Consider the following 24,639-nt stretch of genomic DNA (forward strand, 5'->3'; position numbering starts at 1 on the left):
CCTTACCCTTCCGTTCCGTCGAATGCGCCAGGGCGCTCCAGGATCGAGTAACCCCGCCGCCAGTTCTCGACCGCAATCTGGATCGAGCGGCCGAACATCAGCACGAAGCCGAGTAGCACGGCGTAATAGACGAAGCCCTTCTGGAACTTGATCGTCGTCATCCGCTCGTCGCCGATGATCTGGATGAACTGCCAGACCAGCATGGCGGCGTAGCCGAAGAACACGATCCGGATCAGGTCGATCACGGTCGACAGCGCGCGCGCGGGCAGATGCGGCAGATAGCGGAAAATCAGATCCACCTGGATGTGCCGCGACAGCCGCACGCACATCGAAGAACCGATGAACACCACCCCGATCAGGCAGTAGGTCGCGATCTCCTCGGTCCAGGCGTAGCTGTCGTTGAGGACATAGCGGGTGAAGAACTGCAGGAAGACGCACAGCGCCATGATCCAGAAGATCGCGAGCGCCAGCCAGTCTTCCGGCGCGTATTGCCCGAGGTCGGCGCTGACGGGCGCTTCCTCCTCGAACGTGTGGGCGATCTCGTCCCCCGATATCTGCTTGTGCACTTCAACCGTCGACATCTGCCCTCTTTCCATTCTGGCGTCGGGAGAACCTGGACCGGGCTGTCGCCGTGCCGTCGCGGGGACGCGGCCGGCACGGACGAAAGCCCAGCCGTCTACTTGATGGCCTGGATGCGATCCCAGTCGGCCTTGCGATAATCGAAGCTCTCGAAGCTCGTCGTCTTGAGCACGGTATCGCGGAACTCGTCCTTGTTGATCTCGGTCACAGTCAGGCCCTTCTCCTTGAAGAAGGCAATCAGCTTGGCTTCGTTGACCTTGATCTCCGCGGTGGCCTTTGCTGCCGCCTCCTGCGCCACGTCGGTGAAGATCTTGCGATCCTCGTCGCTGAGCTTCTTCCAGAGGCTGGCGGAAATGATGGTGTTGAGGTGGTCGACGATGTGACCGGTCAGCACGATATGCTTCTGCACCTCGTAGAACTTCTTGGCCTCGATCGTCGTCAGCGGATTTTCCTGGGCTTCGACCGTGCCGTTCTGCAGCGCGAGATAAACCTCCGCGAAGGCGATCGGCGCGGTGTTGGCGCCGCAGGCACGCGGCATCGCCAGATAGGCCGGCACGTCAGGTACCCGCATCTTCAGGCCCTTCATGTCGGCACAGGTTTTGATCGGCTTGTTCGACGAGGTGTGCCGCACGCCATAATAGCTCACCGCCACGATGTGATGGCCGGTCTTGTCCTCGTAGCCCTTGGCGAGCTCCTTGAAGACGTCGCTCTTGGTGTAGGCCAGGAGATGATCGGCATCACGGAAGGTGTAGGGATAATAGGTCACGCCGATCGGCGGGTAGCTCTTGGCAGCAAAACTCGATCCGGAAATGATGATGTCGACCGAACCGAGCGACAGGCCCTGGTTGATGTCGGCTTCCTTGCCGAGTTGGGAGGCCGGATAGACGTCGATCGCGTAGCGGTTGTTGGTTCGCTTGTTGATTTCCTGCGCGGCCCAGACCGAGGCGGTGTGGAACGGCTCGGAGGTTTCATAGACGTGGGCCCATTTGAGCTTGCTCTGGGCCATGCCGGCGGTGGTCGCGGCCATCAGCGCTGCGGCGGACGCCGCCAATACCATCGTCAATTTCTTCAACACGTGCATTCCCTCCGTTGTTATCGTTTGCTCTTGTCTTGATCGTCTCAGCCGTTCCCTGCCGAGACACGGGACATCGGCGCCGCCTCCGTCCCAAAACTCTGGGCAAAGCGCGCCTGTGAACGCGCCAGATGCTCGCGCATCGCCGCCCGGGCGGCGTCGGGATCGTGGGCCACAATGGCATCGCGAATCGCCTGATGCTCGGCCAGCGCAGCCCCCCAGGATTCCGGATTCTCGAAATAATGCGCGAGTTTTGCGAAGTAGGGATTGAGCCGCTGATCGAACAGCTCGCCGACGACACGGACCAGCACGGCATTGTCGAGGCATCCGGCGACCGCGACGTGAAACGCACGATCATGGATCATCGAGGCTTCGCCGGGATGCTGCACGGTCGCCATCGCCTCGAGCGAGGCGTCGATGCGCGCGATATCGTCCGCTGTCGCGACCCTCGCCGCCTGCTCGGCGATGGCGGCCCCGATGAATTCGCGGGCGCGCAGCAGTTCGAACGGTCCTTCGATCATCCCGGCGAGGTGCGAAGGCAACGCGTGCGCCGCCGGTTCGCTGACATAGATGCCGGAGCCGACGCGAATGCGAACGAGGCCTTCGACCTCGAGCGCGATCAGCGCTTCGCGCACGGTCGGCCGTGAGACCTTCAACTGTTCGGCCAGATCGCGCTCGGTCGGAAGCCGGCTGCCGACGGTGTATTCGCCACGCTCGATCAAGCCGCGAAGCTGATCGGCAATCTGGCGATATAGGCGTCGCGCTTCCACAGCCTCGAGCGGCACGCTCGTCTCTCCCTGAAGCGATCCCCGGTGGATGGCCATCGAAAATTGGCCTTACCAATTGACCAATGATTGACGGAACCGGTTCCACATGTCAAGCGAGGGGACCAAATTCGTCCATCCTAACCCGATAGAGGGCCGTTTGCGCCTCTCCAACGCCAGCCTCGACCGGCTCCCGGGCCAGATCCGTCGCCCGGCCTACAACCGCTCGGACATCAGGCCGGGCATCGTTCATCTCGGGATCGGCGCCTTTCACCGGGCGCACCAGGCGGTCGTGATCGACGATCTTCTCGCTCAGGGCGCATCGGGGTGGGGAATCGTCGGCGCCAGCCTGCGAAGTCCGGACACGCGCGACGCCCTGATCCCGCAGGATTGCCTCTATACCCTTGCCGTTCGTTCCGGCGCCGGCACCGAACACCGGATTATCGGCTCCGTCCTTGAGACCATCGTCGCGCCCGCTAACCCCGCGGTACTGATCGCGCGAATGGCCGATCCCGCAACGCGCATCGTCTCGCTGACCGTCACCGAGAAGGGCTATTGCCACACGCCGCAAGCCGGCGAGCTCGACGAACAGCATCCCGATATCGTTCACGACCTGCAGCATCCGGACGCGCCGCGATCGGCGCCGGGATTCATCGTGGCCGCGCTTGCGCGCCGGCAGGCTGCGGGCACCGTCCCCTTCACCATCCTGTCCTGCGACAATCTCGCCGCCAACGGCCACACCGCCAAGCGCATCGTCACGCAGTTCGCCGCCTTGCGATCGCGCGAACTCGCCCGATGGATCGAGGACGAGGTCGCCTTCCCGTCGACGATGGTCGACCGGATCGTGCCGGAGACCACCGAAGCCGACCGCGCTTCGGTCGCAGCCGCGCTCGGCATGACCGACGCCTGGCCCGTGGTCACCGAGCCGTTCACGCAATGGATCGTCGAGGATCGGTTCCCGGCCGGACGGCCGGATTTCGTCGCCGCCGGCGTGCAGCTCGTCTCCGACGTGACGCCGTTCGAACACATGAAGCTGCGGCTGCTCAACGCCAGCCACTCGGCGCTCGCCTATCTCGGCTATCTCGCAGGCTTTGAGACCATCGCCGCCGCCATGACCGACGCGCGCTTTGCAGCCTATGCGCGGCAAGTGATGGAAGACGCGGCGCCGACACTGGAGATGCCCGCGGGTACCGATCTCGCGGCCTACAGCGTATCGCTGCTGCAACGCTTTTCGAATCCGGCTTTGCACCACCGCACCTGGCAGATTGCGATGGACGGATCGCAGAAACTGCCGCAACGGCTGCTCGCCGCCATGCAGGACCGGCTGCGGATGGGCTTGCCGATCGACACCCACGCGCTCGCCGTCGCAGGCTGGATGCGCTACGTCACCGCCAGGGACGAAGCCGGAGGTGCGATCGACGTGCGCGATCCAATCGCAGCAAAGTTGAAGGCCATCGCCGACAGCGCGGGTCCGGTTGCAGATCGGCTGGCTCCGGCCCTGCTGGAGGTCAGCTCTATCTTCGGAACGCTCGGCGGCGACACCCGCATGCGCAGCGCCGTCACGCAGGCGCTGGCAAAACTCTATGAGGTCGGCGCGCGGCAGGCCGTGCAGGAATTTCGTCCCGTATGATTTGAGGTCAGCGCGGCACCACCGCTGTCGCTTCGATCTCGACGCGCGCGGCCTTCTCGACCAGGCGCACCACCTGGACCAGCGCCATCGCCGGATAATGCGCACCAAGGATCTCGCGATAGACCCGGCCGAGCGTTTTGAGGCTGGCGAGATATTCCTCGATATCGACGACGTACCAGGTCAGCCGCACCAGATGCTCAGGTCTCGCGCCACCCTCGCTGAGGATGGCAGCAATGTTGCTCAGCGCCTGACGCACCTGGGCGACAAAGTCCGGAGCCAAATGGCCCTGCGTATCCCAACCAATCACGCCGCCGGTGACGACGAGACGGCCATCGGCCGCCATGCCGTTGGCGTAGCCTTTCGGCATCGGCCAGCCGCTCGGCTGCAGCACTTGCGGGCCGGTGGACGGGGCGTCGGTCTTGGGATGCGGCACCACCGTCAAGGTGGGGCCTTTGGGCGCGTTCACGTTCTATTTTCCTTCTTCATTCAGCGGCAGCACTCGACGACACCGCGCTGGCCGCGGCCATCTGCCGTAACGCAAACCGCCGCAGCTTGCCGGTCTCGGTCTTCGGCAGCGCCTCGACATATTCGATGGCGCGCGGATATTTATAGGGCGCGATCTCGCGCTTGACGTGTTCCTGCAACGCCGCCGTCAGCGCGGCATCGCCCTCGGCGCCGCCCGCAAGCACCACATAGGCCTTGACGATCATGCCGCGCGCTTCGTCGGGCGCGCCGACCACGCCGCACTCGGCCACGGCGGGATGCGACAGCAACGCCGCTTCGATCTCGGGGCCTGCGATGTTGTAGCCGGAAGAGACGATCATGTCGTCCGAGCGCGCCACAAAGGACAGCCGGCCGTTGGCGTCGCTGACGAAGGAATCGCCGGTCAGGTTCCAGCCGTCGCGCACATAGTTCGACTGCCTGGCGTCGGCGAGATAGCGGCATCCGGTGGGACCGCGGACCGCGAGCTTGCCGACCGTGCCCGCCGGCAATTCCTTCATGTCGTCGTCGACGATCTTGGCTTCGTAGCCGGTGACCGGATAGCCGGTGGTTCCGGCGGCGGCGTCGCCAAGCCGGTTGGTGATGAAGATGTGCAGCAGCTCGGTCGAGCCGATGCCGTCGAGAATCGTCTTGCCGGTCCGGCGGGTCCAGGCGTCGAACACCGGCGCCGGCAGGGTCTCACCGGCCGAGACCGCGAGCCGCAGCGACGACAGGTCAGCGCCCTTGTCCATCGCCGCCATCATCGCGCGATAGGCGGTGGGCGAGGTAAAGCAGATCGTGGCCTTGTAGGTCTCGATGATCTTGACCATTTCGGGCGGCGAGGCATTTTCCAGCAGCGTCGCGGTGGCGCCATATCGTAACGGAAAGATCGCAAGACCGCCGAGCCCGAACGTAAAGGCCAGCGGCGGCGAGCCGACGAAGACGTCGTCCGGGGTGACGTTGAGGACTTCACGCGCATAGCCGTCGGCGACGATCATGAGGTCGCGGTGGAAGTGCATCGTCGCCTTCGGTTCGCCCGTGGTGCCCGAGGTAAATCCGAGCAAGGCGACATCGTCGCGGCCGGTCTTCACGGCCTCGAATCGCACCGGCTTGTTCAGCGCCACCCGATCGAGTTCCGCGTCGTGGTTCGAAGTGCCGTCGAAATTCACCACCTGCTTGAGAAACCGGCTGGTCTTCGCGCACGCCACCAGCTCATCGGCAATGCGGCTGTCGGTCAGCGCCAGCGCGATCTCGGCCTTGTCGACAATCTTTGTCAGTTCGCCGGCGCGCAGCATCGGCATGGTGTTGACGACGACGGCGCCGGCCTTGGTTGCCGCAAGCCACGCCGCGACCAGCGCCGGATTGTTGCCGGAGCGGATCAACACCCGGTTGCCGGGCTTGACCCCGTAATTCTCCACCAGCGCATGCGCCAGGCGGTTCGACCAGTCGGCCAGTTCCTTGTAGGTGCGCTGGCGGCCATTGCCGATCAGCGCAACGCGATCGCCCATGCCCTGCTCGACGATGCGATCGGTCAGTTCGACGGCGGCGTTGAGATATTCCGGGTATTGAAATTCCGGCCGGTCGAGCGGCAACTCCGGCCATTGCGTGAACGGCGGCAGATTTCGCCGCGAAAAATCGTCGACATGGCCGGATGGGCCAAGCACAGGTTCTCTACCTGACATTTCCATCCCCTCGCTTTCATCCATGAAGGCTCGAGATCGACAAAACGGACGCCCGGCAGCGTGATCGTCAAATCATTTTAGGCTTAAAGTAATTTGGCGCAAGTCCGTATTTTGACCATCCCGGGGATTTTGCGAGGATTTCAGCGCCCGGCCAGTTGCTTCAGCCGCAGCGTCATCGGCGAGCCGGCGTCGGCCAGCGGCGCGATCGCGGTAAAATGGTTGGCATCGGGGACGCTGCCAAACCGCGTCGGAAGGCCTGCCTTGCCCCAGGCATCGACGATGGTCCGGCTCTGCCGAAAGTATTCGGCGCTCTCGTTGCCGCCGACCACCGCATCAAGGCTGCCGCGCTCCGGTGGCTTCCAGAACAACGGACTGACCGCCTTCGCCGACGCATCGTCAAGCTTCAGCGCGTTGTTGATCGAGGTCGGAACCAGCGGCCGCAGGTCGAACAGGCCTGAAATGGTATATGCCGCCGTCACCAGTCCCTCCGGCAACACGCCATCGAGCGCGCGCCAGTCGGTTACCAGCAGGCAGGCGGCGAGATGGCCGCCCGCGGAATGGCCGCTCATCACCAGCGGCCGTCCGAGTTTTGCGAGTTCGCGCGTTGCGGTGCGCATCTGCTCAATGATGTCGCCGACGGAAACGTTGGGGCAAAGATCGTAGCTCGGCACCGCGACGTCGATGCCATGCGCATTCAGCCCGCCGGCAAGATGGCTGAAGAAGGAGCCATCGAGCGCCTGCCAATAGCCGCCATGAATGAAGACGACGATGGCGCCGGCGCCATCGCCGGACAGCAGATCGATCCGGTGGCGTTCGCCCGGACCATAAGCCAGCATTTTGAGCCGGCCCTGATGCGCCTCGCGATAGGCCCGCGCATCGCGCGCCCAGCCGGCCATGATCGCCGGATTTTCCGGCACCCGTGCGCGATTATTGTATTCGACTTCGTAGTCCACATCCGCGTTCAACGGAGTTACCTCTCGAACCGCTACGTCGTCCGCGCCTTGGCGGATTTCTGCGCCGAGCCCTTGGTCTTGGCCAACAACCGCATCAATTCTCGGACATCCTTCGGCGTTAGATCGCCGAAGATGTCGGCGATCCATAACTCGTGCTCCGCCGCCATCTTGCGAAACTCGGTGCGGCCGGCCTTGGTCAGGCGGATCACCTGGACACGGCGGTCGGAATCCGAGGTGCGGCGGTCGATGTGACCGGATTCGACGAGGCGCTCGACGAGACCGGTGACGTTGCCGTTCGAGACCATCATCCGCTTCGAGACGTCAGACAGCGTCATGCCCTCCGGGACCTTGTCGAGCTGGGCCATCAGGTCGAAGCGCGGCAGCGTGACGTCGAAACGCTCGCGCAAGCGGCTGCGCACCTCACCTTCGATCAGGGTGGTGCAGGTCAGCAATCGCAGCCAAAGTCTGATTTCATCCCGGTGATCCTCCGGGAGTTCGTTGGCCTTGGTCTCTGAATCAAGAATCATGGTGCAATCTTGGCTGCCTTGGACGTGCGGGGAATACGAGCAGACCGCAGCTTCGGATCATTGTCCAGATTTCTTTAGGGTTCAAGCAATTGGCGCACAGCTTGCATGACCGAGCCTTGCATAGCGGTGCAGCTTGCAGGTGCGGTCGTCATCAGAATAAGCTGCATCTTGAGGATTTATGCGTTGTCAGGTTTTGGCCGCGTCACGGCCGAACAAAGGGAGTTGTCATGAAGCAGTCGTTGAAACTGGCGTCGTTGAAGCTGGCCGGACTTGCCGTCCTGCTGGGTGCCGCCGCCGGTCCCGCCGCGGCGCAAGAGAAGGTCAAGATCGGCGTGATCGTGACTTTGTCCGGTCCCGCCGCCGGCCTCGGCCAGCAATCGCGCGACGGCTTCCAGCTCGCGATCAAGGATCTCGGCGGCAAGATGGCCGGCAAGGACGTCGAGGTCGTTGTCGTCGACGACGAACTGAAGCCGGACGGCGCGGTGACCAAGGTCAAGGGCCTGCTTGAACGCGACAAGGTCGACTTCGTCGTCGGCCCGATCTTCTCCAACATCCTGCAGGCCATTCACCGGCCGGTCACCGAGAACAAGACTTTTCTGATCAGCCCGAATGCCGGACCGTCGAGCTACGCCGGCAAGGAATGCAGCCCGTTCTTCTACGTCACCTCCTACCAGAACGACCAGGTGCACGAGATCCTCGGCAAGGTGGCGCAGGATCGCGGCTACAAGCGCGTCTACGTGCTGGTGCCGAACTACCAGGCCGGCAAGGATTCCGCCGCCGGCTTCAAGCTGGACTATAAGGGCGAAATCGTCGAGGAAAGCTACATGCCGCTCGGTACGCTCGACTTCCAGGTCGAGCTTACCAAGATCGCTTCCGCCAAGCCCGACGCGCTGTTCACCTTCATGCCGGGCGGCATGGGCGTCGGCCTTGTCAAGCAGTACCGGCAGGCCGGTCTCGCCGACAAGATTCCGGTGCTCTCCGCGTTCACCGTCGATGAATCGACGCTGCCGGCGCAGCAGGACGCCGCGGTCGGCATGTTCGGCGGCGCCAACTGGGCGCCCGATCTCGACAATCCACAAAGCAAGAAATTCGTCGCCGCCTACGAGGCCGCCTATAACGGCGTGCCCGGCACCTATGCGATGCAGGGCTATGATGCAGCGCTGCTGATCGACAGCGCGGTCAAGGCGGTAAAGGGCGATCTCACCAACAAGGACGCGGTAGCGGCGGCGCTGAAGAAGGCCGATTTCACCTCGCTGCGCGGCGACTTCAAGTTCAACAACAACGGCTACCCGATCCAGAATTTCTACCTGACCAAAGTGGCAAAACGCGCGGACGGCAAATTCCAGACCGAGATTGTCGAGAAGGTGTTTTCGAATTACGGCGACCGTTACGCCAAGGACTGCGCCGCGAAATAGAGCATGATCCGGAAAAGTGGAAGCCGGTTTTCCGAAAAGATCATGCTCAAATATTAACTTTGTAAGGAAACAGCACCATGAAAACCGAAATCGCCGGGATTACCCGGGCCAACGAAGGCATGCAGGGCATCTCCTGGAACATCCTCGGCCAGACCTATGTGCCGAAACACGTCACCGAGCATTCCTTCTCATGGCATGCGACCTTCCCGCCCGAGACCTTCGTGCCGCCGCATATTCATCCGGATCAGGACGAGTACCTCTACATCCTCGAGGGCAAGCTCGACTTCTTCCTCGATGGCGCCGAAACGCAGGGGTCGCCGGGCGATCTGGTGCGGCTGCCAATGGGCAAGCCGCATGGCATCTTCAACAAGTCCGGCCGGACCGCGAAGACGCTGTTCTGGGTGTCGCCAACGCGCCGGCTCTACGATCTGTTCTGGGGCATTCACAACATGAAGGAACAGACCCCGGATGCCGTGGTGGCGCTGGCGGCCGAGCACAACATCCACTTCCTGCCGCGGCCTCCGGGGGCGTGAAGTAAAATTCAATACTCGTCATGCCCGGGCATAGCCGTCCGAAGGACGGCGTCGCTTCCGCTCGCCTATGACCCGGGCATCCACGACTTGCGGTCTCGCAGCAAGAAAGACGTGGATGGCCGGGTCAAGCCCGGCCATGACGACAGGGTACTACGCCCTAACCGCCGCCAGCCCCAGCATCGGCGCGGCAAAGCCGGCCTTGGAGGCATAGCCGCGCACGATCGCCTCGCGCTGGGCGTGGCTCAGCACCTTCTCGATATCGGTAAAGCCGTCGGGCGCCAGTTGTTCGACGGCGTCGATCACGCCCTCGGGTCCGCCGCGGCGGTTGGAGCGCACGATGTCGGCGGTCATCGGCAGGCGCTTCTGCTCATAGGCCAGCAGCGCCTGGCGCGGATGCTCGGCATGCGCCAGCGAATCCGCCAGCGCGCGGGCATCGAGGATGGCCTGCGAGGCGCCATTCGAGCCGACCGGATACATCGGATGCGCGGCGTCGCCGAGCAGCGTGACGCGGCCCCAGGTCCAGTACGGCAGGGGATCGCGATCGCAGCACGGGTATTCGTAAAATTCCGGCGTCGCCGCGATCAGGCCGCGCACGTCGACATACGGCACCTTGAACCGGTCGACATGCGGCATCAGTTCCTCGCGCTTGCCGAGACGCGACCAGTCCTCGCGGCGCGGCGGCGTCGCGTTGTTTTCGCCGACCTTGACCAGCACCGCCCAGTTGGTCAGCCGGCTCGCCGGGCTCGATCCTTCGGCGATCGGATAGACTACGACCTTGGCATGCAGGCCCCCGGCGACGATCATCGAGTTGCCGGTCAGGAAGGCCGGCCAGTCGCGCGCGCCGCGCCACAGCATCAAGCCGTTCCAGCACGGCGGCCCCTCATCCGGAAACAGCATCTCGCGCACGCGCGAATGGATGCCGTCGGCGCCAACAAGCACATCACCCTGCGCGGTCTTGACGTGCGCGCCGGTGCGGTCGAAGAAATGCGCGATCACAGCGCCTTCATGCTGCGCAAAGGCGCCGAGCCGGCAACCGGTGTGGATCGCCTCCGCGCCCAGCCGCTCCTCGACGGCGCGATGAATCACACCTTGCAGGCGGCCGCGGTGAACAGAGAATTGCGGCACGTCGTGGCCGGCGCCGAGGCCGCGCGGCTCGCGCCAGACCTCCTGGCCGTGGCGATTGAGGTAATACAGTTCGTCGGTGCGGATCGCAGCCGCATCCAGCCGGTCCAACAGCCCGAGGCCGGCGAGTTCGCGGATCGCATGCGGCAGCGTGTTGATGCCGACGCCGAGTTCGCGGATGGTATCGGACTGCTCGAACAATTCGCAGTCGATGCCGCGCGCGCGCAACATCAGCGCCGTGGTAAGGCCTCCGATGCCGCCTCCGACGATGATCGCTTTCATCCGCCCAACTCCACTCAACGCAGTACGCGTATCTGCAGGGCTCTAGCGTCGCACGGGCCCTTATTCGGCTGCAAGCGGCTTTGTTGCCTCGGTTTTCAGCTCGGCGCGCGTTTTCGGCTTACCCTTAATTTTGAGGTCGTCGAAATCCTGCCGGTCGCGCACGCTATTGCGGAAGATCTGCTCCTTGCCGGGCAGATATTGCGGCGGACAGGCCACCTCGGCGCCATACCACGCCGCCGCCCGCAACGTGAACGACGGATCGACCAGATGCGGCCGGCCCAGCGCCACCAGGTCGGCGCGCCCGGCGGCGAGGATGGTGTTGACCTGGTCTGAGGTCGTGATGTTGCCGACGCACATGGTGGCGACCCGGGCCTCGTTGCGGACCTGTTCGGAGAACGGCGTCTGGAACATCCGCCCGTAGACCGGCTGGGCGTCGCGCACGGTCTGGCCGGTGGAAACATCGATCAGGTCGACGCCGGCCTCGCCGAACGCGCGCGCGATCGCGACCGCATCATCGCCGGTGATGCCGCCTTCGGCCCAGTCGGTCGCGGAGATGCGCACCGACATCGGCTTGTGCGCCGGCCAGGCCGCGCGCATCGCTGCGAACACCTCCAGCGGATAGCGCAGCCGGTTGGCGAGCGTGCCGCCATAGCCGTCGGTGCGCGTGTTCGTCAGCGGTGAAATGAAACTCGCCAGCAGATAGCCGTGGGCGCAGTGCAGCTCCAGCATGTCGAAGCCGCAGGCGGTGCCGCGTTCGGTCGCGGCGACGAACTCGGCCTTGACGCGGTCCATTGCGGCACGATCCATCTCGCGCGGCACCTGGCTGTCAGGAAAGTAAGGGATCGGCGACGCCGACACCGTGTCCCAGCCGCCCTGCTCCAGCGGCCGGTCCATGCCCTCCCACATCAGTCTGGTCGCGCCCTTGCGGCCGGCATGTCCCAACTGCAGGCAGATTTTCGCGGCGGAATTGGCGTGAACGAAATCGACGATCCGCGTCCACGCCGCCTGCTGCTCGTCGTTCCACAACCCGGCGCAGCCGGGCGTGATGCGGGCGTCGCGGCCGACGCAGGTCATCTCGGTGAACATCAAGCCTGCTCCGCCGATCGCGCGCGAGCCGTAATGCACCAGGTGAAAATCACCGGGCACGCCCTCCTTTGCCGAATACATGCACATCGGCGACACCACCGTGCGGTTCGCCACCTCCATCTCACGCAGTTTCAACGGCTGGAACATCGGCGCGACGGGCTTTGCGGTATCGACGTCGAATCCCTTGGCGCGGACCTGCTTTGCAAAGGCCTTGTCGACTTCACGGACGAACTCCGGCGCCCGCAGTGTCAGGTTATCGTAGGTGATGGCCTTGGCGCGTGTCATGACGCCAAAGGCGAATTGCACTGGATCGAAATCCCAGAACCGGTCGACATGCTCGAACCAGACCAGCGACACGTCGGCGGCATGCTGGGTCTTTTCGACCTCCTCGCGCCGGCCATGCTCGTACGTTTGCAAGGCCGCATCCACGGTCGGCGCCTGCGCCATCGCCTCGCTAAGCGCGATCGCGTCTTCCATCGCAAGCTTGGTGCCGGAGCCGATCGAGAAATGCGCGGTCGCCTTGGCATCGCCGAGCAGGACCATGTTGCCCCGAACCCAGCGCCGGCTGCGGATCATCGGGAAGTTGCGCCACATCGAGCGGTTGGTCAGCAGCGGATGGCCGTCGAGGAACCAACCAAAGATCTCCGCCATGCGATCGGCGGATTGCCGTTCGCTCAACCCTTCGAGCCCGGCCCGCGCAAAGGTCTCAGCATCGGTCTCGAAAATCCAGGTCGAGCGGCCGGCCTCGTATTGATAGGCGTGGGCAATGAACGGCCCCCACTCGGTCTCCTGGAAGATGAAGGTGAAGGCATCGAGCGGCCGCGTCGAGCCCATCCAGGCAAACTTGTTGGAGCGCAGGTCGACTTCGGGCTGGAAATGATCGATGTATTTGTCGCGAAAGCGGCTGTTGATGCCGTCGGCCAGCACCACGAGATCGGCATCGGCAAACCGGCTTTCGTCGTCGATATCGGTTTCGAACTGGAGCGTCACGCCGAGCTCGCGGGCGCGTTCCTGCAGGATCAGCAGCAGCATGCGCCGCGAGCAGCCGCAAAAGCCGTTGCCGCCGACCCGGTGCACCGTGCCACGGAAATGCACGGCGATATCATCCCAATAGGCGAATTCCTGGGTGATGCGGCGGTAGCTCGGGGGATCGTATTTTTCGAAGTTATCGAGCGTAGCATCCGAGAACACCACGCCGAAGCCGAAGGTGTCGTCGGCGCGGTTGCGCTCATGGACCGTGATCTCGGCCTGCGGCCGCTGCTTCTTCAAGAGAATCGCGGCATAAAGACCGGCCGGTCCGCCGCCGATTATCGCGATCTTCATCAGCGCCTCCGAAGCAGGCTATCGGGCTATTTCCAAATTACTTTAAGCCTAAAGCAATTTTTCGGCAAGCTCTGAGATGCGTTCCCCGGATGCTGCGCAGCGCGAAGCGGTGCGCTGCTGGTCCGGGGTCCATCTCGTGGGTCCCGGCTCTGCGGAGCAGCGTAAGAACGCTGCACCGCGTCCGGGGACACGAGTTTATCTCAATTCCCCTGAAACGCCGGCGTCCGCTTGTTGGAAAACGCCTCGAAAGCCCGGGCAAAGTCTTCCGTGGTCATGCAGAGCGCCTGCGCCACCGCTTCGGCCTCGATCGCCTCTTCCACCGACATCGCCCATTCCATCGCCAGCATACGCTTGGTCATGGTGTTGGCGAAGGTCGGACCGTCGGAAATCTGCTTCGCCAGCAGTTGCGCCTGCGCCAGCACGGCGTCCGGCGTCACGATCCTGGAGAAGAAGCCCCAGCGCTCGCCTTCCTCGGCGGTCATGAAGCGGCCGGTATAGAGCAGTTCGGAGGCGCGCGACTGTCCGATGATGCGTGGCAGGATCGCGCAGGCGCCCATATCGCAACCGGCAAGCCCGACCTTGTTGAACAGGAACGCGACCTTGGCGCCAGTGGCGGCGATCCGCAGATCGGAGGCCATGGCGATGATCGCACCGGCGCCGGCGCAGATGCCTTCGACGGCGGCGACGATCGGCTGCGGACAGGCCCGCATCGCCTTGACCAGGTCGCCGGTCATGCGGGTAAACGCGGTCAGACCCTTGGTGTCCATCTGCACCAGCGGGCCGATGATCTCGAACACGTCGCCGCCGGACGAGAAATTGCCGCCGGCGCCCGACACGACGATGGTCTTCACCTCGTCGTCCATCGCGCAGGCGCGGAAGAAATCGGTGAGCTCGCGGTAGCTCTCGAAGGTCAGCGGGTTCTTTCGCTCGGGACGGTTGAGCGTCACCGTGGCAACGCCGCCGACCACGGCGAGCAGAAAATGTTTTGGCGAATAATCCGCCAGCGGCAGGGTCACGGGGTTCGCGGGTCTGCTCATGGTTTCTCCCTGGATAGCATGATTGTTGTTGCCGCTTCAGACCTCGCCGCCGGCCACCGCGATGGCCTGCCCGGTGATCGCGGCAGCGCCATCGCCGCACAGCCACAGCACGGCGTCGGCGACTTCCTGCGGTGTGACGAGCTGGCCTTGCGGATTGTGTTTCGACAGTTCCGCGATCGCCTGCTCGCGGCTGCGGCCGGTCTTCTTCATGATGTTGTCGATCGAGCCTTCGAGCAGGTCGGTTTCGGTGAAGCCGGGGCAGACGGCGTTGACCGTGACGCCGCATTTCGCCGTTTCCAGTGCCAGCGAGCGCACCAGGCCGATCACCGCGTGCTTGGCCGCACTATAGGCGCTGACATAGGCATAGCCCTTGAGACCCGCCGTCGATGCGATCGCGACCACCCGGCCTTGGCGGCGCTCGACCATCGCAGGCAGTACCGCCTGCATGGCATGCACCACGCCCATGAAATTGACGTCCATCATCCGCTGGAACAACGCCGCGTCGGAGCGGCCGAACGGTGCGGATTCCGCAGCCCCCGCATTGGCGACAAGGATGTCGATCGGCTGACGGCGAGCTGCCGCCGCAATCGCCGATTTCACCGAAGCCTGATCGGCGACATCAGCCACTTCGGCGAATTGCGCCGCGCCTGCCGCGACGGCTTCATCGAGCGTCGCCCGATTGCGGCCGAGAATGGTCACCACCGCCCCCGCCTCTGTCAGCGCCGCCGCGACCGCGCGGCCGATGCCGCGGCCGCCACCGGTGACGAGCGCATGGGAGGAACGCGACAGTTTGGACATCCGTTGGCCCTCGAAAGAACACTTGAGCATATATTTTAAACTTCAAGCATTTGCAAGGAAGGGTCGCTTTCCCGCCCACGCTTGACAGCGGGCGGGCCGGGTTTAGCGTCGTCACCTCAACAGGTAAGGGATCGAAAACATGGCGGCGCTCGAAAAAGGCATCACGCGGAACGGCACCGGCTATTCCGGCAAGACCTGGAACATCCTGGGCCAGGTCTATTTTCCGAAAGCCGTCACCGACTCGACCTTTGCGTTCGAGACCAACAGCGATCCCGGCCAGTTCGTGCCGGTCCACATCCATCCGACCCAGGACGAATTCATCCTGGTGCAGGAGGGCATACTCGACCTGAAACTCGACGGCGTCTGGGTGCAGGCCAAGGCCGGAGATCTCGCGCGATTGCCGCGCGGCATTCCGCACGGCTACTTCAACAAATCCGACAAGCCGGCGCGGGCATTGTTCTGGGTTTCGCCGACGCAGAAGCTGGAAGCGCTGTTCAACCAATTGCACAATCTGACCGTCGTCGCCGAAATCGTCCGTATCTCGGCCGAGCATGAGGTGAATTTCCTGCCGCCGGAAGCGAACGATTAGCGAAGTCCTGTAGCCCGGATGAGCGTAGCGACATCCGGGGGCGACGTTAGAATAGTCCCGGATATCGCTGCGCTCATCCGGGCTACAGGCTAGCTAGTCGCTCAGATCCGATACAACCGCGCCGCGGTGTCGTGCAGGATGGCGACCTGCTCGGCCTCGCCGAGATGCGTGATGGCGTTGCGGAAGGTCCGGTACAGGGTGCCGTAATCCGTCCACAGCTTCTCGATCGGGAAGTTGCTGCCGAAGAAACAACGATCCGCGCCGAACAGGGCGACGGTCTCCTTCACAATCGGCCCGATCACATCGTCGCGGCAGGCATGAAAGAAGGTGCCGAGCCCGGAAAGCTTGACGTTGACGTTGCGGCATTGCGCCAGTGCGGCCATGCCGTCGCGCCAGACCTGCCAGCCCGCAGGCGACATGTCTTCAAGCATGCCGGCATGTTCGAGCACGAACATCGTATCCGGGAACGCGCGCGCGAGCTCGGCGCCGTCGGTCATCTGGCTCGCAAAGATCTGCAGTTCGAACAGCAGGCCGTGATCGGAAAGCCGCGCCAGTCCGCGGCGCCAATCGGCGTCCTTCATGACATCGGGCCGCGGCGCGAAGCGATATTGCGGATTTTCGTGCCAATGCAGTTGCTGGCGAATGCCGCGCGTCGCCGGCAAGTCGGCAAGGCGCTTCAATAACGAACCGGCGTCGGGATCGGCGAGGTCGGCATGCGCAACGTTGGCGTGCGGCCAGCCGGCCTCGTCGGCTACCGACTGCACCCACCGCGCCTCGTCAAAACTCTGGCCTGCGGGCCAGTTGGTCTGGATGTAGATCGATTTGACGATATCGCAGCCGGTAGTATCGCTGCGGTATTCGGAGATCGGATAGTCGCGGCAGATCGGCTGGTACGGCCCGAAGATGCGCGGCACTTGCGGTCCGGAGAGCCAGGGCAGATCGGCGAGCCGCCAGATGTGATGGTGGGCGTCGATGGTCGGTACAGGCTTCATGTGCATTCGCTGAACTTTATTCGCATGCGCCAGGCTTAGGCCGCAGGGTCGGAAGCCGACGCTTCGCCAAAAATCTCCGCCGCGATCCGATTGGTCTCGATCGCCGCCGGCACGCCGCAATACATCGCCACCAGCAGCAGCACATCCTGCACCTGCTCTTTGGTGCATCCGTTCGCCAGCGCGCCCTTGGCATGGACGCGAAATTCGGCGGGCTTGCCGCTGGCCGCGGTGATGCCCAGCATCACGAGGCTGCGAATGTCGCCGGAAAGGCCGGAGCGTTCCCAGACGTCGCCATAGACATAGGCGTTGATGATGTTCTGCAGCGGCGCGCCGAATTCGCCGGCCGCCGCCATCCGTTGCTCGACGTCGGCCTCGCCGAACATCGCCTTGCGCCGGCGCAAACCGCGCGCGTACATTTCGCTGGTGTCCACGTTCCAACTCCCGGTGAACGATTTATACGGTCAAATATACAGGTTCGGTCGAACAGGGATAGCTCATTTCGCCGCATTGTTCTTGCGGCAGCTCCATTTGTCCGTATAAAGTTTTGGACGGGTCCGAGAGAGATCCCGCTGATAATATCGGGAGCACGCGATGAAACCGTCCTTGGGCATTATTGCCGCCGCCGTCCTGCTTGGCCTGGTGGCACCGCAGGCCAACGCCGCTGACGATTATCCGTCGCGCCAGATCAAGATCATCGTGCCGTTCCCGGCCGGCGCCGGCCCCGACCAGGTCGCGCGGATGCTCGGGCAGCAGTTGCAGGATGCGCTGGGCCAGACCGTCGTGATCGAGAACCGCAGTGGCGCGCTCGGCAGCATCGGCGCCCAGGAAGTCGCGCGCGCCCAGCCCGACGGCTACACGCTGCTGATGGGAACCAACACCACCCAGGCCAGCAATGTCGCGATGCTGAAGAACCTTCCCTACGATCCGGCCAAGGATTTTACGCCCGTCATCCGGACGGTCACGACAGCGATGGTGCTGCTGGTCAATCCCAATTTCCCGGCCAAGGACCTGCCGCAGTTCATGGCCTACGCCAAAACCCATCCGAACATGACGGCCGGCTATGGCTCCGGCGCGTCGCAGATATCAAACGCGCAACTGCAGAGCCGTGGCGGGATATCGATCGTCTCCGCGGCCTATCGCGGCGTGCCGCTCGCCGTCACCGACGTGATCGCCGGCGTGATCGATCTCGCCTTTGCCGATTTTTCGGTGGCGATCCCGCAGATGCAGGGCGGCACGCTGCGCGGCATCGGGGTGACGTCGCCGACGCGAAACGAGCTGACGCCGGACCTGCCTCCGCTCGCCGACGTCATGCCGGGCTTCGAGGCCACGATCTGGTACGGGCTGCTGGCGCCCGCCAATACGCCGGCGCCCATCGTCAACAAGCTCTATGCCGCGAGCGAAAAGATCCTGTCGGCGCCGGCGACCCGCGAGAGGCTGGCAAGCCTCGGCATGATCGTGTCGACGATGCCGCCCGCCGAGTTCGGCGCCTTCGTCAACAGCGAAATCACGCGTTGGACCGAAGCAGCCAAAGCCGCCGGCATTGAAGCGAAATAGATGTCAGGGGATACGCCGGTCGGAATCATCGGGCTGGGCTTGATGGGCGCTGCGCTGGCCGAGCGCCTCGTCGGCGCAGGATTGGCGGTGATCGGTTTCGACATCGACCCGAACAGATGCGATATGTTCACGGAAAATCGCGGAGAGTTGGCAGCTTCGGCCAGCGATCTCGCCGACAAGTCGCGCTCGATCGTCATCGCGGTCTATGACGGCGCCCAGGTCGAGGCATTGCTTGGCGAGTTCGAGAACAGCCCTGCCCGCCCGCCCCTGATCTGCACGACGACGTGCGCGCCCGGCGAGATCGAGCGGATCGCCGCACGCGCGGCCAACGCCGGCTTTACTTTCATCGAGGCGCCGATCTCAGGCACCAGCACCGAGGTCAGGGACGGCACCGCCACCGCACTGGTCGCCGGCGACGCTGATGCGATCGCGGCGCTCGACGCGCTGTTGGTGGTGCTCTGTCCGCGGCGCACGCGCGTCGGCAACATCGGCGACGCCAGCCGGACCAAGCTTGCGATCAATCTGATCCTCCAGAATAACCGGGCGGCGCTCGCCGAAGGCATTGTGTTTGCGGAACGGCTGGGGCTGGATGGGCAGGCGTTCCTGGCCGCCGCGCAGCAATCCGCGGCCTATTCGCGCGTGATGGACACCAAGGGTGAGAAAATGCTGAGCCGGGATTTTCGGCCGCAATCGCATATCGCGCAAACCCTGAAGGACGCCGAATTGATCCTGCACGAAGCCCGGCAAAGCGGTTTGCGTCTCACGATCACCGAGGCCCAGGCCGATCTGCTGCGCGCGGCCATCGCGCTCGAAGGACCGGACAGCGACAGCGCCGCCGTCATCGAGGCGATCCGGCGGCAAGCGCCGCCTTCGCCGGAGGTTTCCCGATGATATCCGCCGCCATCGTCGGTCTCGGCCGCTGGGGCCGCAATATCGTGGAAGCCGCCAGCGGCCACGACCGGCTGAAGATCATCCGCGCCGTCGAACCCGATGTCGATACGGCGCGGGAGTTCTGCAACCGCCATCATCTGGATTTTGGCCCCACCCTCGACGCCGTTCTTGCCGATCCCGCGATCAAGGCGGTGCTGCTGGCGACGCCGCATTCGCTGCATCCGGCGCAGGTGATCGCCTGCGCCGCTGCGGGCAAGCAGGTGTTCTGCGAAAAGCCGCTGGCGCTGCATCGCGCCGACGCCGCGCGGATGTTCGACGCCTGCCGCAAGGCGGGCGTCCTTCTGGCGGTCGGACACAACCGGCGCTTCTGGCCCTCGTTGCGCACGTTGCGCGATATCGTCGCTAGCGGCGAGCTGGGCACCCTGCTCCATATCGAAGGCCACAACAGCAACGAGAATTCACAAAGCATCACCGCGGGCTGGCGATTGTCGGAAGCTGAATCGCCGGGCGGCGGGCTGACCGGCGCCGGCCTTCATGTGCTGGATGCTTTCGTCAGCATGCTCGGGCCGGTCCGGCAGATCTCGGCGCAACTGCATTCTCGCAAGGCGGGCCCTCCGCCGCTGGACACGGCCATGCTGATGATGGATTTTGTCAATGGCGTCACCGGGACACTGTCGACGATCCGGGCAACGCCGTTCTACTGGCGGGTGCATGTGTTCGGAACCAAGGGGTCTGCCGAGGTGCTGGATGAAGCGACTTTGATCAGGCGCGTGTCCGGCAGCAAGCCGATGCGACACACCTTTCCGGCCATCAACGTGCTGCGCGCCGAACTCGACGCGTTTGCGGACGCGGTCGAAGGCAGCCGACCGTATCCAGTCCCGGAAGCGGACGTGCTGGCGACGCTCGCCGCGTTCGAGGCCGCCCTCGCCTCGATGAAATCGGGCCAACCGGTGCGGTGCGATGGCCAATAAGAAGGAAGTCCGCAAGACCACACGCTACCGCGAAATCGCGGCCGAGTTGCAGAAGGCAATCCGGCTCGGCAAATATCCGGTCGGCGACCTGTTGCCGACCGAGACCGAATTGATGGCGCGCTATGCGGCGAGCCGGCAGACCGTGCGCGAGGCGCTGCGCATCATCACCGAACAGGGCCTGATCGTGCGCCGCGCCGGCCTAGGCTCCGTCGTCATCGCCGCCGAGCCGCCGGTGCTGTTCACCCACAGCGTCAAGTCGCTGACGGAATGGCTGCGATATTCCAACGAGACCTATCGTCAGGTGGTGCGCTCGAGCGAGATCGTTGCCGACCGCAAGCTCGCGGCGATGCTGAAATGCGAACCCGGCAAGCACTGGTTCCTGATCGAGGCGGTCCGCCGTTCCGACGAATTTGCAGCACCGCTCGGCTGGACCGAAATCTACGTGCTGCGAAAATTTGCCGGCGTCGTCGACCGCAAGGACCACGGCCGGACGCCGGTGCATGAGCAGATCGCGAAGATGTACGGCGAGACCATCGAATATGCCCAGCTCGAAGTGTTCGCGCGCGGCCTGCCGGCCAAGCTCGCCAAGCCGCTCAAGGTCAAGCCCGGGTCGCCGGCGCTGACCATGGTACGCCGTTATTACGGCAAGCGCGAGGAACTGTTCGAGGTAACCGTCACCACCCACCCCGAAGGCCGCTACACCTACACGATGGACATGCAACGCTCGCTGCGGCCGCGGGTATAGAGAAATCAGCGAGAGTTGAACGGAGCGGCATGGCTGATGTCGTCGCAAGCGCTAGGCGCGCTCCGGCGAAGCTGATATCAATTGCAATCCTCATATCGAGTTCAAGATCGGGATCTGACGATGGATAACCGCAGTGACATCTGGCGTGGCGTCGACACCATCAAGCCGCGTTTCGTCGCCCTCGCCGACAGGGTCTGGGCGATGCCGGAGGTGTGTTACACCGAAGCGCGCTCGTCGGCCGAACATTTGGCCGAGCTGCGCCATCAGGGTTTTCGCATCACCGAGAACGTCGCCGGCATTCCCACCGCTTTGATGGGCGAAGCCGGCGAAGGCGGCCCCGTCATCGCTTTCCTCGGCGAATATGACGCGCTGCCGGGCCTCAGCCAGGAAGCTGGCGTGGCGGAACATCGCCCGATCGAAGCCGGCGGCCATGGCCATGGCTGCGGTCATAACCTGCTCGGCTCCGCCGCCTTGCTTGCCGCCACCGCGGTGAAGGACTGGCTCGCTGCCAACAAGATGCCGGGCCGCGTGCGCTATTATGGCTGCCCGGCGGAAGAAGGCGGCGCCGCAAAAGCCTTCATGGTGCGCTCCGGAGCTTTCGAGGACGCCGACATTGCCATCACCTGGCACCCGTCGAGCTTCTGGGAAGTCGTGGTGACGCCGTCGCTCGCCAACACCCGCGCCGATTTCATTTTCACCGGCCGCACCTCGCATGCCGCGGCGTCGCCGCATCTCGGTCGCAGCGCGCTCGATGCCGTGGAACTGATGAGTGTCGGCGTCAACTACATGCGCGAGCACATGCCGAGCGACGCCCGCATCCATTATGCTGTGCTCGACACCGGCGGCATTGCCCCCAACGTGGTGCAGGCCCACGCCCGCGTGCGCTATTCGATCCGCGCCCGCGACCTGCCCGGCATGAACGAACTGGTGGCGCGCGTCCACAAGGTCGCCCAGGGCGCGGCGCTGATGACCGAAACCAAGGTCGAAATGCGGATCATCTCCGCCGTCTCCAACATCCTGTTCAACACCCCGCTCGAGGAGGCCCTGCACGGCATCATGCAGGAGCTCGGTCCGCCGCATTTCGACGAGGCCGACAAGGAGTTCGCCGCAAAGATCCAGTCGACGCTATCCGACAAGGACATCGCCAGCGTCTATTACACGATCGGCATGGATCCCACCGACCGGCCGCTGGCCGATTTCCTGGTTCCGATGGATGCCAAGCGCAATCCGCAAATCGGCTCGACCGATGTGGGCGACGTCAGCTGGGTGGTACCGACCGTTCAGGTCCATGCCCCGACGATTGCGATCGGCACTCCCTTGCACACCTGGCAGGTGGTGGCGCAGGGCAAGACCCCGGCCGCCCACAAGGCGATGGTGCAGGCCGCAAAGGCGATGGCCGGCCTTGGCATCAAGGCGTTGACCGAGCCGGACCTGATCGCCGCCGCCAAGGCCGACCTCAAAAAACGCACCGCGCGCACGCCCTATGTCTGCCCGATGCCGGACAGTGTCGCGCCGCCGCTGGACATGTCGCTGGGCTGATTTCGTCTGAGGGCCCGGCGAACAAATTTTTTGCAGTCTGGACCGCGTTTGGCCCCGGGATACCGGAGGATTGCCGAAGCGGTGTGCGCCGCAGCGTGCGTTTGCCCAAGCGATCACCAGAATCCACGCGCCCTGATCTGGATTGTCACGCGCCAGACGTTGACCTCCGAGGCATTTGGTGTGCCATCTATTGCCATCTGCCAAAACCAAACCCGGCGCACCCCCGCGGCGCGCCGTGTCGAGGCGCGAACCGGACGAGGGGAACCATGCTGGATAACGAACTGCGTACCATGATCGACGAGGTGAAGGACGGCCGCATGGATCGCCGCGGCTTCATTCAGCGCATGATCGCCCTCGGCCTCACCGCCCCCATGGCCACCCAAATTCTCGCCATCGGCGGCGTCGCCATGGCCCAGAGCCCGACACCGTACATGCCGACCAAGCGTGGCGGAGGCGGCCCGCTGAAGCTGCTGTGGTGGCAGGGGCCGACCCTGCTCAATCCGCATTTTGCCACCGGCACCAAGGACCAGGACGCGTCGCGCATCTTCTATGAACCGCTCGCAAGCTGGGATGTCGACGGCCATCTCAACCCGATCCTCGCCGCCGAAATTCCCTCGATCCAGAACGGTGGTCTCGCTGCCGACGCCAAGTCGGTCACCTGGAAACTCAAACCCGGCGTCAAATGGCACGACGGCAAGCCGTTCACCGCCGACGACGTGGTGTTCAACTGGGAATACGCCACCGATCCCGCGACTGCAGCGGTGAGCGGCGGCACTTACGCCGATGCCACCGTCGAAAAAATCGATGACCTCACCGTTCGCATCCTGTTCAAGGTGCCGACGCCGTTCTGGGCCAACGCCTTTGTCGGCGCCTATGGCTGCATTATCCCAAAACACCTGTTCGCGGAGTACAAGGGCGGCAAATCCCGCGAAGCCCCGAACAATCTCAAGCCGGTCGGCACCGGTCCTTACAAGTTCGTCGAGTTCAAGCCGGGCGACCTGATCCGCGGCGAGATCAACCCCGACTATCACATGCCCAGCCGTCCCCACTTCGACACGATCGAACTGAAGGGCGGCGGCGATGCCGTCTCGGCGGCGCGCGCGATCATCCAGACCGGCGAATATGACTATGCCTGGAACATGCAGGTCGAGGACGAGGTCCTGCTGCGGCTCGAAAAGGGCGGCAAGGGCAAGACCGTCTATGCGGTCGGTGGTGACATCGAGTTCATCGCCGTCAACTCCACCGACCCCAATACCGAGGTGGACGGCGAACGTTCCTCGATGAAGACGAAGCATCCGATCTTGTCCGATCTGGCTGTGCGCAAGGCCCTGGCGCTCCTCATCGACCGCAACGCCATTCAGAAGGTCATTTACGGCCGCGCCGGACGCACCACCGCCAACTACCTCAACGGCCCCGCGCCCTTCGTTTCCAAGAACACGGCGTGGGAATTCAGCGTCGAGAAGGCGAGCAAGCTGCTGGACGATGCCGGGTGGAAGCCAGGCGCGGACGGCATCCGCGAAAAGGACGGCAAGAAGCTGAAGCTGCTCTACCAGACCTCGATCAACGGGCCGCGCCAGAAGACCCAGGCGATCGTCAAGCAGGCCTGCCAGAAAGCCGGGATCGACGTCGAGCTGAAATCGGTCGTGGCCTCGGTGTTCTTCTCCTCCGACGTCGCCAATCCCGACACCTATGCGCATTTCTACGCCGACCTCGAGATGTTCCAGATACCGATGACCCAGCCCGATCCGGTGCTGCTGATGCGGCGCTATCATTCGCGCTACGTCGCCACCAAGGAGAACAAGTGGCAGGGCTCGAATTTTCCGCGCTGGGTCAACAAGGAATATGACGCGGCGATCGACGCGGCGGAAACCGAAGTCGACCCGGTCAAGCGCGCGGAACTCTACATCAAGTGCAACGACCTGATGTGGCAGGAAGGCGTCATGATTCCCGTGATGCACCGCGTCAAGGTCGGCGCGACCGCCAACGCGCTGCGCCCGGTCATGAGCGGTTGGGCCAACGATCTGGATAACCTGCAGGACTGGTATCGGGAGGCGACGGGATAATCGGCGAAGGGA

At 64.0% G+C, this 24,639-nt stretch carries 23 protein-coding genes; 10 read left to right on the forward strand and 13 right to left on the reverse strand.

The genetic code is table 11. The annotated features are described in order from the left end of the window. Positions 1-2: 2 nt before the first annotated feature. The 3 genes from BLR13_RS07525 to BLR13_RS07535 all read right to left on the reverse strand — a co-directional run bounded on the left by BLR13_RS07525 (position 3) and on the right by BLR13_RS07535 (position 2,436). Positions 3-581 (reverse strand): TRAP transporter small permease, encoded by a 579-nt coding sequence (locus tag BLR13_RS07525; RefSeq protein WP_074825829.1) that lies wholly within the window; start codon positions 579-581, stop codon positions 3-5. A gap of 95 nt (positions 582-676) precedes the next feature. After that, a complete protein-coding gene (locus tag BLR13_RS07530; protein WP_074831805.1) occupies positions 677-1,636 on the reverse strand; it encodes a sialic acid TRAP transporter substrate-binding protein SiaP in 960 nt (319 codons plus the stop codon). A gap of 62 nt (positions 1,637-1,698) precedes the next feature. Then, positions 1,699-2,436, reverse strand: coding sequence for a FadR/GntR family transcriptional regulator (locus BLR13_RS07535; protein WP_074831804.1), 738 nt, complete (start codon positions 2,434-2,436; stop codon positions 1,699-1,701). 88 nt (positions 2,437-2,524) lie between these two features. Here BLR13_RS07535 and BLR13_RS07540 point away from each other — a divergent pair, with 88 nt between their 5' ends. Beyond that, positions 2,525-4,045, forward strand: a complete 1,521-nt coding sequence (locus tag BLR13_RS07540) for a mannitol dehydrogenase family protein (RefSeq protein ID WP_091976371.1) — start codon at positions 2,525-2,527, stop codon at positions 4,043-4,045. A gap of 7 nt (positions 4,046-4,052) precedes the next feature. Here the strand turns inward: BLR13_RS07540 and BLR13_RS07545 are convergent, their stop codons facing one another. The 4 genes from BLR13_RS07545 to BLR13_RS07560 all read right to left on the reverse strand — a co-directional run bounded on the left by BLR13_RS07545 (position 4,053) and on the right by BLR13_RS07560 (position 7,687). Beyond that, entirely contained in the window at positions 4,053-4,511 is a 459-nt protein-coding gene (locus BLR13_RS07545; protein ID WP_074825825.1) for a RidA family protein, read from the reverse strand. A 16-nt stretch (positions 4,512-4,527) separates the two neighbouring features. Beyond that, positions 4,528-6,207, reverse strand: a complete 1,680-nt coding sequence (locus BLR13_RS07550; protein WP_074825823.1) for a benzoate-CoA ligase family protein — start codon at positions 6,205-6,207, stop codon at positions 4,528-4,530. 140 nt (positions 6,208-6,347) lie between these two features. Then, positions 6,348-7,172, reverse strand: coding sequence for an alpha/beta hydrolase (locus BLR13_RS07555; protein ID WP_074825822.1), 825 nt, complete (start codon positions 7,170-7,172; stop codon positions 6,348-6,350). A gap of 20 nt (positions 7,173-7,192) precedes the next feature. Next, complete coding sequence (locus tag BLR13_RS07560) at positions 7,193-7,687, reverse strand: MarR family winged helix-turn-helix transcriptional regulator (protein ID WP_074825821.1); 495 nt, start codon at positions 7,685-7,687, stop codon at positions 7,193-7,195. 227 nt (positions 7,688-7,914) lie between these two features. Here BLR13_RS07560 and BLR13_RS07565 point away from each other — a divergent pair, with 227 nt between their 5' ends. Next, on the forward strand, positions 7,915-9,102 hold the full coding sequence (locus tag BLR13_RS07565; RefSeq protein WP_074825820.1) for an ABC transporter substrate-binding protein: 1,188 nt from the start codon (positions 7,915-7,917) through the stop codon (positions 9,100-9,102). A 77-nt stretch (positions 9,103-9,179) separates the two neighbouring features. Continuing rightward, the gene (locus BLR13_RS07570) at positions 9,180-9,635 is read left to right on the forward strand and encodes a cupin domain-containing protein (RefSeq protein WP_074825818.1); all 456 of its coding nucleotides are present in this window, start codon (positions 9,180-9,182) and stop codon (positions 9,633-9,635) included. A gap of 150 nt (positions 9,636-9,785) precedes the next feature. Here BLR13_RS07570 and BLR13_RS07575 read toward each other — a convergent pair whose 3' ends face one another. The 4 genes from BLR13_RS07575 to BLR13_RS07590 form a co-directional block, all read right to left on the reverse strand. After that, positions 9,786-11,039: a flavin-dependent oxidoreductase gene (locus BLR13_RS07575; RefSeq protein ID WP_074825817.1), complete on the reverse strand. Its 1,254-nt coding sequence runs from the start codon at positions 11,037-11,039 to the stop codon at positions 9,786-9,788. Positions 11,040-11,099: 60 nt separating this feature from the next. Beyond that, a complete protein-coding gene (locus BLR13_RS07580) occupies positions 11,100-13,448 on the reverse strand; it encodes a bifunctional salicylyl-CoA 5-hydroxylase/oxidoreductase (RefSeq protein ID WP_074825815.1) in 2,349 nt (782 codons plus the stop codon). A 200-nt stretch (positions 13,449-13,648) separates the two neighbouring features. Beyond that, positions 13,649-14,485, reverse strand: a complete 837-nt coding sequence (locus BLR13_RS07585) for an enoyl-CoA hydratase family protein (protein ID WP_074825814.1) — start codon at positions 14,483-14,485, stop codon at positions 13,649-13,651. 36 nt (positions 14,486-14,521) lie between these two features. Then, complete coding sequence (locus BLR13_RS07590; protein ID WP_074831802.1) at positions 14,522-15,283, reverse strand: SDR family NAD(P)-dependent oxidoreductase; 762 nt, start codon at positions 15,281-15,283, stop codon at positions 14,522-14,524. Positions 15,284-15,422: 139 nt separating this feature from the next. Here BLR13_RS07590 and BLR13_RS07595 point away from each other — a divergent pair, with 139 nt between their 5' ends. After that, positions 15,423-15,872 (forward strand): cupin domain-containing protein, encoded by a 450-nt coding sequence (locus tag BLR13_RS07595; protein ID WP_074825813.1) that lies wholly within the window; start codon positions 15,423-15,425, stop codon positions 15,870-15,872. Between the two features lie 101 nt (positions 15,873-15,973). Here the strand turns inward: BLR13_RS07595 and BLR13_RS07600 are convergent, their stop codons facing one another. Continuing rightward, positions 15,974-16,864 carry an amidohydrolase family protein gene (locus BLR13_RS07600; protein WP_074825812.1) on the reverse strand — a complete coding sequence of 297 codons (891 nt, stop codon included), beginning with the start codon at positions 16,862-16,864 and terminating at the stop codon, positions 15,974-15,976. 35 nt (positions 16,865-16,899) lie between these two features. Beyond that, entirely contained in the window at positions 16,900-17,295 is a 396-nt protein-coding gene (locus tag BLR13_RS07605) for a carboxymuconolactone decarboxylase family protein (RefSeq protein ID WP_143039782.1), read from the reverse strand. A 160-nt stretch (positions 17,296-17,455) separates the two neighbouring features. Between BLR13_RS07605 and BLR13_RS07610 the strand changes: the two genes are divergently transcribed. The 6 genes from BLR13_RS07610 to BLR13_RS07635 all read left to right on the forward strand — a co-directional run bounded on the left by BLR13_RS07610 (position 17,456) and on the right by BLR13_RS07635 (position 24,627). After that, complete coding sequence (locus tag BLR13_RS07610; protein WP_074825808.1) at positions 17,456-18,418, forward strand: Bug family tripartite tricarboxylate transporter substrate binding protein; 963 nt, start codon at positions 17,456-17,458, stop codon at positions 18,416-18,418. Further along, positions 18,419-19,309 (forward strand): NAD(P)-dependent oxidoreductase, encoded by an 891-nt coding sequence (locus BLR13_RS07615; RefSeq protein WP_074825806.1) that lies wholly within the window; start codon positions 18,419-18,421, stop codon positions 19,307-19,309. Continuing rightward, positions 19,306-20,280, forward strand: coding sequence for a Gfo/Idh/MocA family protein (locus tag BLR13_RS07620; RefSeq protein ID WP_074825804.1), 975 nt, complete (start codon positions 19,306-19,308; stop codon positions 20,278-20,280). The genes BLR13_RS07615 and BLR13_RS07620 overlap by 4 nt, the downstream gene beginning before the upstream one ends. Next, positions 20,270-21,025 (forward strand): GntR family transcriptional regulator, encoded by a 756-nt coding sequence (locus BLR13_RS07625; RefSeq protein ID WP_074825802.1) that lies wholly within the window; start codon positions 20,270-20,272, stop codon positions 21,023-21,025. The genes BLR13_RS07620 and BLR13_RS07625 overlap by 11 nt, the downstream gene beginning before the upstream one ends. Positions 21,026-21,145: 120 nt before the next feature. Beyond that, complete coding sequence (locus BLR13_RS07630) at positions 21,146-22,564, forward strand: M20 family metallopeptidase (RefSeq protein ID WP_074825801.1); 1,419 nt, start codon at positions 21,146-21,148, stop codon at positions 22,562-22,564. Between the two features lie 266 nt (positions 22,565-22,830). Then, positions 22,831-24,627, forward strand: coding sequence for a peptide ABC transporter substrate-binding protein (locus BLR13_RS07635; protein ID WP_074825799.1), 1,797 nt, complete (start codon positions 22,831-22,833; stop codon positions 24,625-24,627). Positions 24,628-24,639: the final 12 nt, after the last annotated feature.

The sequence above is a fragment of the Bradyrhizobium ottawaense genome, assembly GCF_900099825.1.
In the GTDB taxonomy this organism is placed as follows: domain Bacteria; phylum Pseudomonadota; class Alphaproteobacteria; order Rhizobiales; family Xanthobacteraceae; genus Bradyrhizobium; species Bradyrhizobium ottawaense_A.

Bases quoted from the DNA above. Each gene is read 5' to 3' on its own strand.
- BLR13_RS07630 (WP_074825801.1), top strand. From the start codon at position 21,146: ATGGATAACCGCAGTGACATCTGGCGTGGCGTCGACACCATCAAGCCG.
- BLR13_RS07620 (WP_074825804.1), top strand. From the start codon at position 19,306: ATGATATCCGCCGCCATCGTCGGTCTCGGCCGCTGGGGCCGCAATATC.
- BLR13_RS07625 (WP_074825802.1), top strand. From the start codon at position 20,270: ATGGCCAATAAGAAGGAAGTCCGCAAGACCACACGCTACCGCGAAATC.
- BLR13_RS07635 (WP_074825799.1), top strand. From the start codon at position 22,831: ATGCTGGATAACGAACTGCGTACCATGATCGACGAGGTGAAGGACGGC.
- BLR13_RS07615 (WP_074825806.1), top strand. From the start codon at position 18,419: ATGTCAGGGGATACGCCGGTCGGAATCATCGGGCTGGGCTTGATGGGC.
- BLR13_RS07600 (WP_074825812.1), bottom strand. From the start codon at position 16,864: ATGAAGCCTGTACCGACCATCGACGCCCACCATCACATCTGGCGGCTC.
- BLR13_RS07610 (WP_074825808.1), top strand. From the start codon at position 17,456: ATGAAACCGTCCTTGGGCATTATTGCCGCCGCCGTCCTGCTTGGCCTG.
- BLR13_RS07530 (WP_074831805.1), bottom strand. From the start codon at position 1,636: ATGGTATTGGCGGCGTCCGCCGCAGCGCTGATGGCCGCGACCACCGCC.
- BLR13_RS07560 (WP_074825821.1), bottom strand. From the start codon at position 7,687: ATGATTCTTGATTCAGAGACCAAGGCCAACGAACTCCCGGAGGATCAC.
- BLR13_RS07540 (WP_091976371.1), top strand. From the start codon at position 2,525: ATGTCAAGCGAGGGGACCAAATTCGTCCATCCTAACCCGATAGAGGGC.
- BLR13_RS07525 (WP_074825829.1), bottom strand. From the start codon at position 581: ATGTCGACGGTTGAAGTGCACAAGCAGATATCGGGGGACGAGATCGCC.
- BLR13_RS07575 (WP_074825817.1), bottom strand. From the start codon at position 11,039: ATGAAAGCGATCATCGTCGGAGGCGGCATCGGAGGCCTTACCACGGCG.
- BLR13_RS07595 (WP_074825813.1), top strand. From the start codon at position 15,423: ATGGCGGCGCTCGAAAAAGGCATCACGCGGAACGGCACCGGCTATTCC.
- BLR13_RS07585 (WP_074825814.1), bottom strand. From the start codon at position 14,485: ATGAGCAGACCCGCGAACCCCGTGACCCTGCCGCTGGCGGATTATTCG.
- BLR13_RS07570 (WP_074825818.1), top strand. From the start codon at position 9,180: ATGAAAACCGAAATCGCCGGGATTACCCGGGCCAACGAAGGCATGCAG.
- BLR13_RS07580 (WP_074825815.1), bottom strand. From the start codon at position 13,448: ATGAAGATCGCGATAATCGGCGGCGGACCGGCCGGTCTTTATGCCGCG.
- BLR13_RS07550 (WP_074825823.1), bottom strand. From the start codon at position 6,207: ATGTCAGGTAGAGAACCTGTGCTTGGCCCATCCGGCCATGTCGACGAT.
- BLR13_RS07565 (WP_074825820.1), top strand. From the start codon at position 7,915: ATGAAGCAGTCGTTGAAACTGGCGTCGTTGAAGCTGGCCGGACTTGCC.
- BLR13_RS07590 (WP_074831802.1), bottom strand. From the start codon at position 15,283: ATGTCCAAACTGTCGCGTTCCTCCCATGCGCTCGTCACCGGTGGCGGC.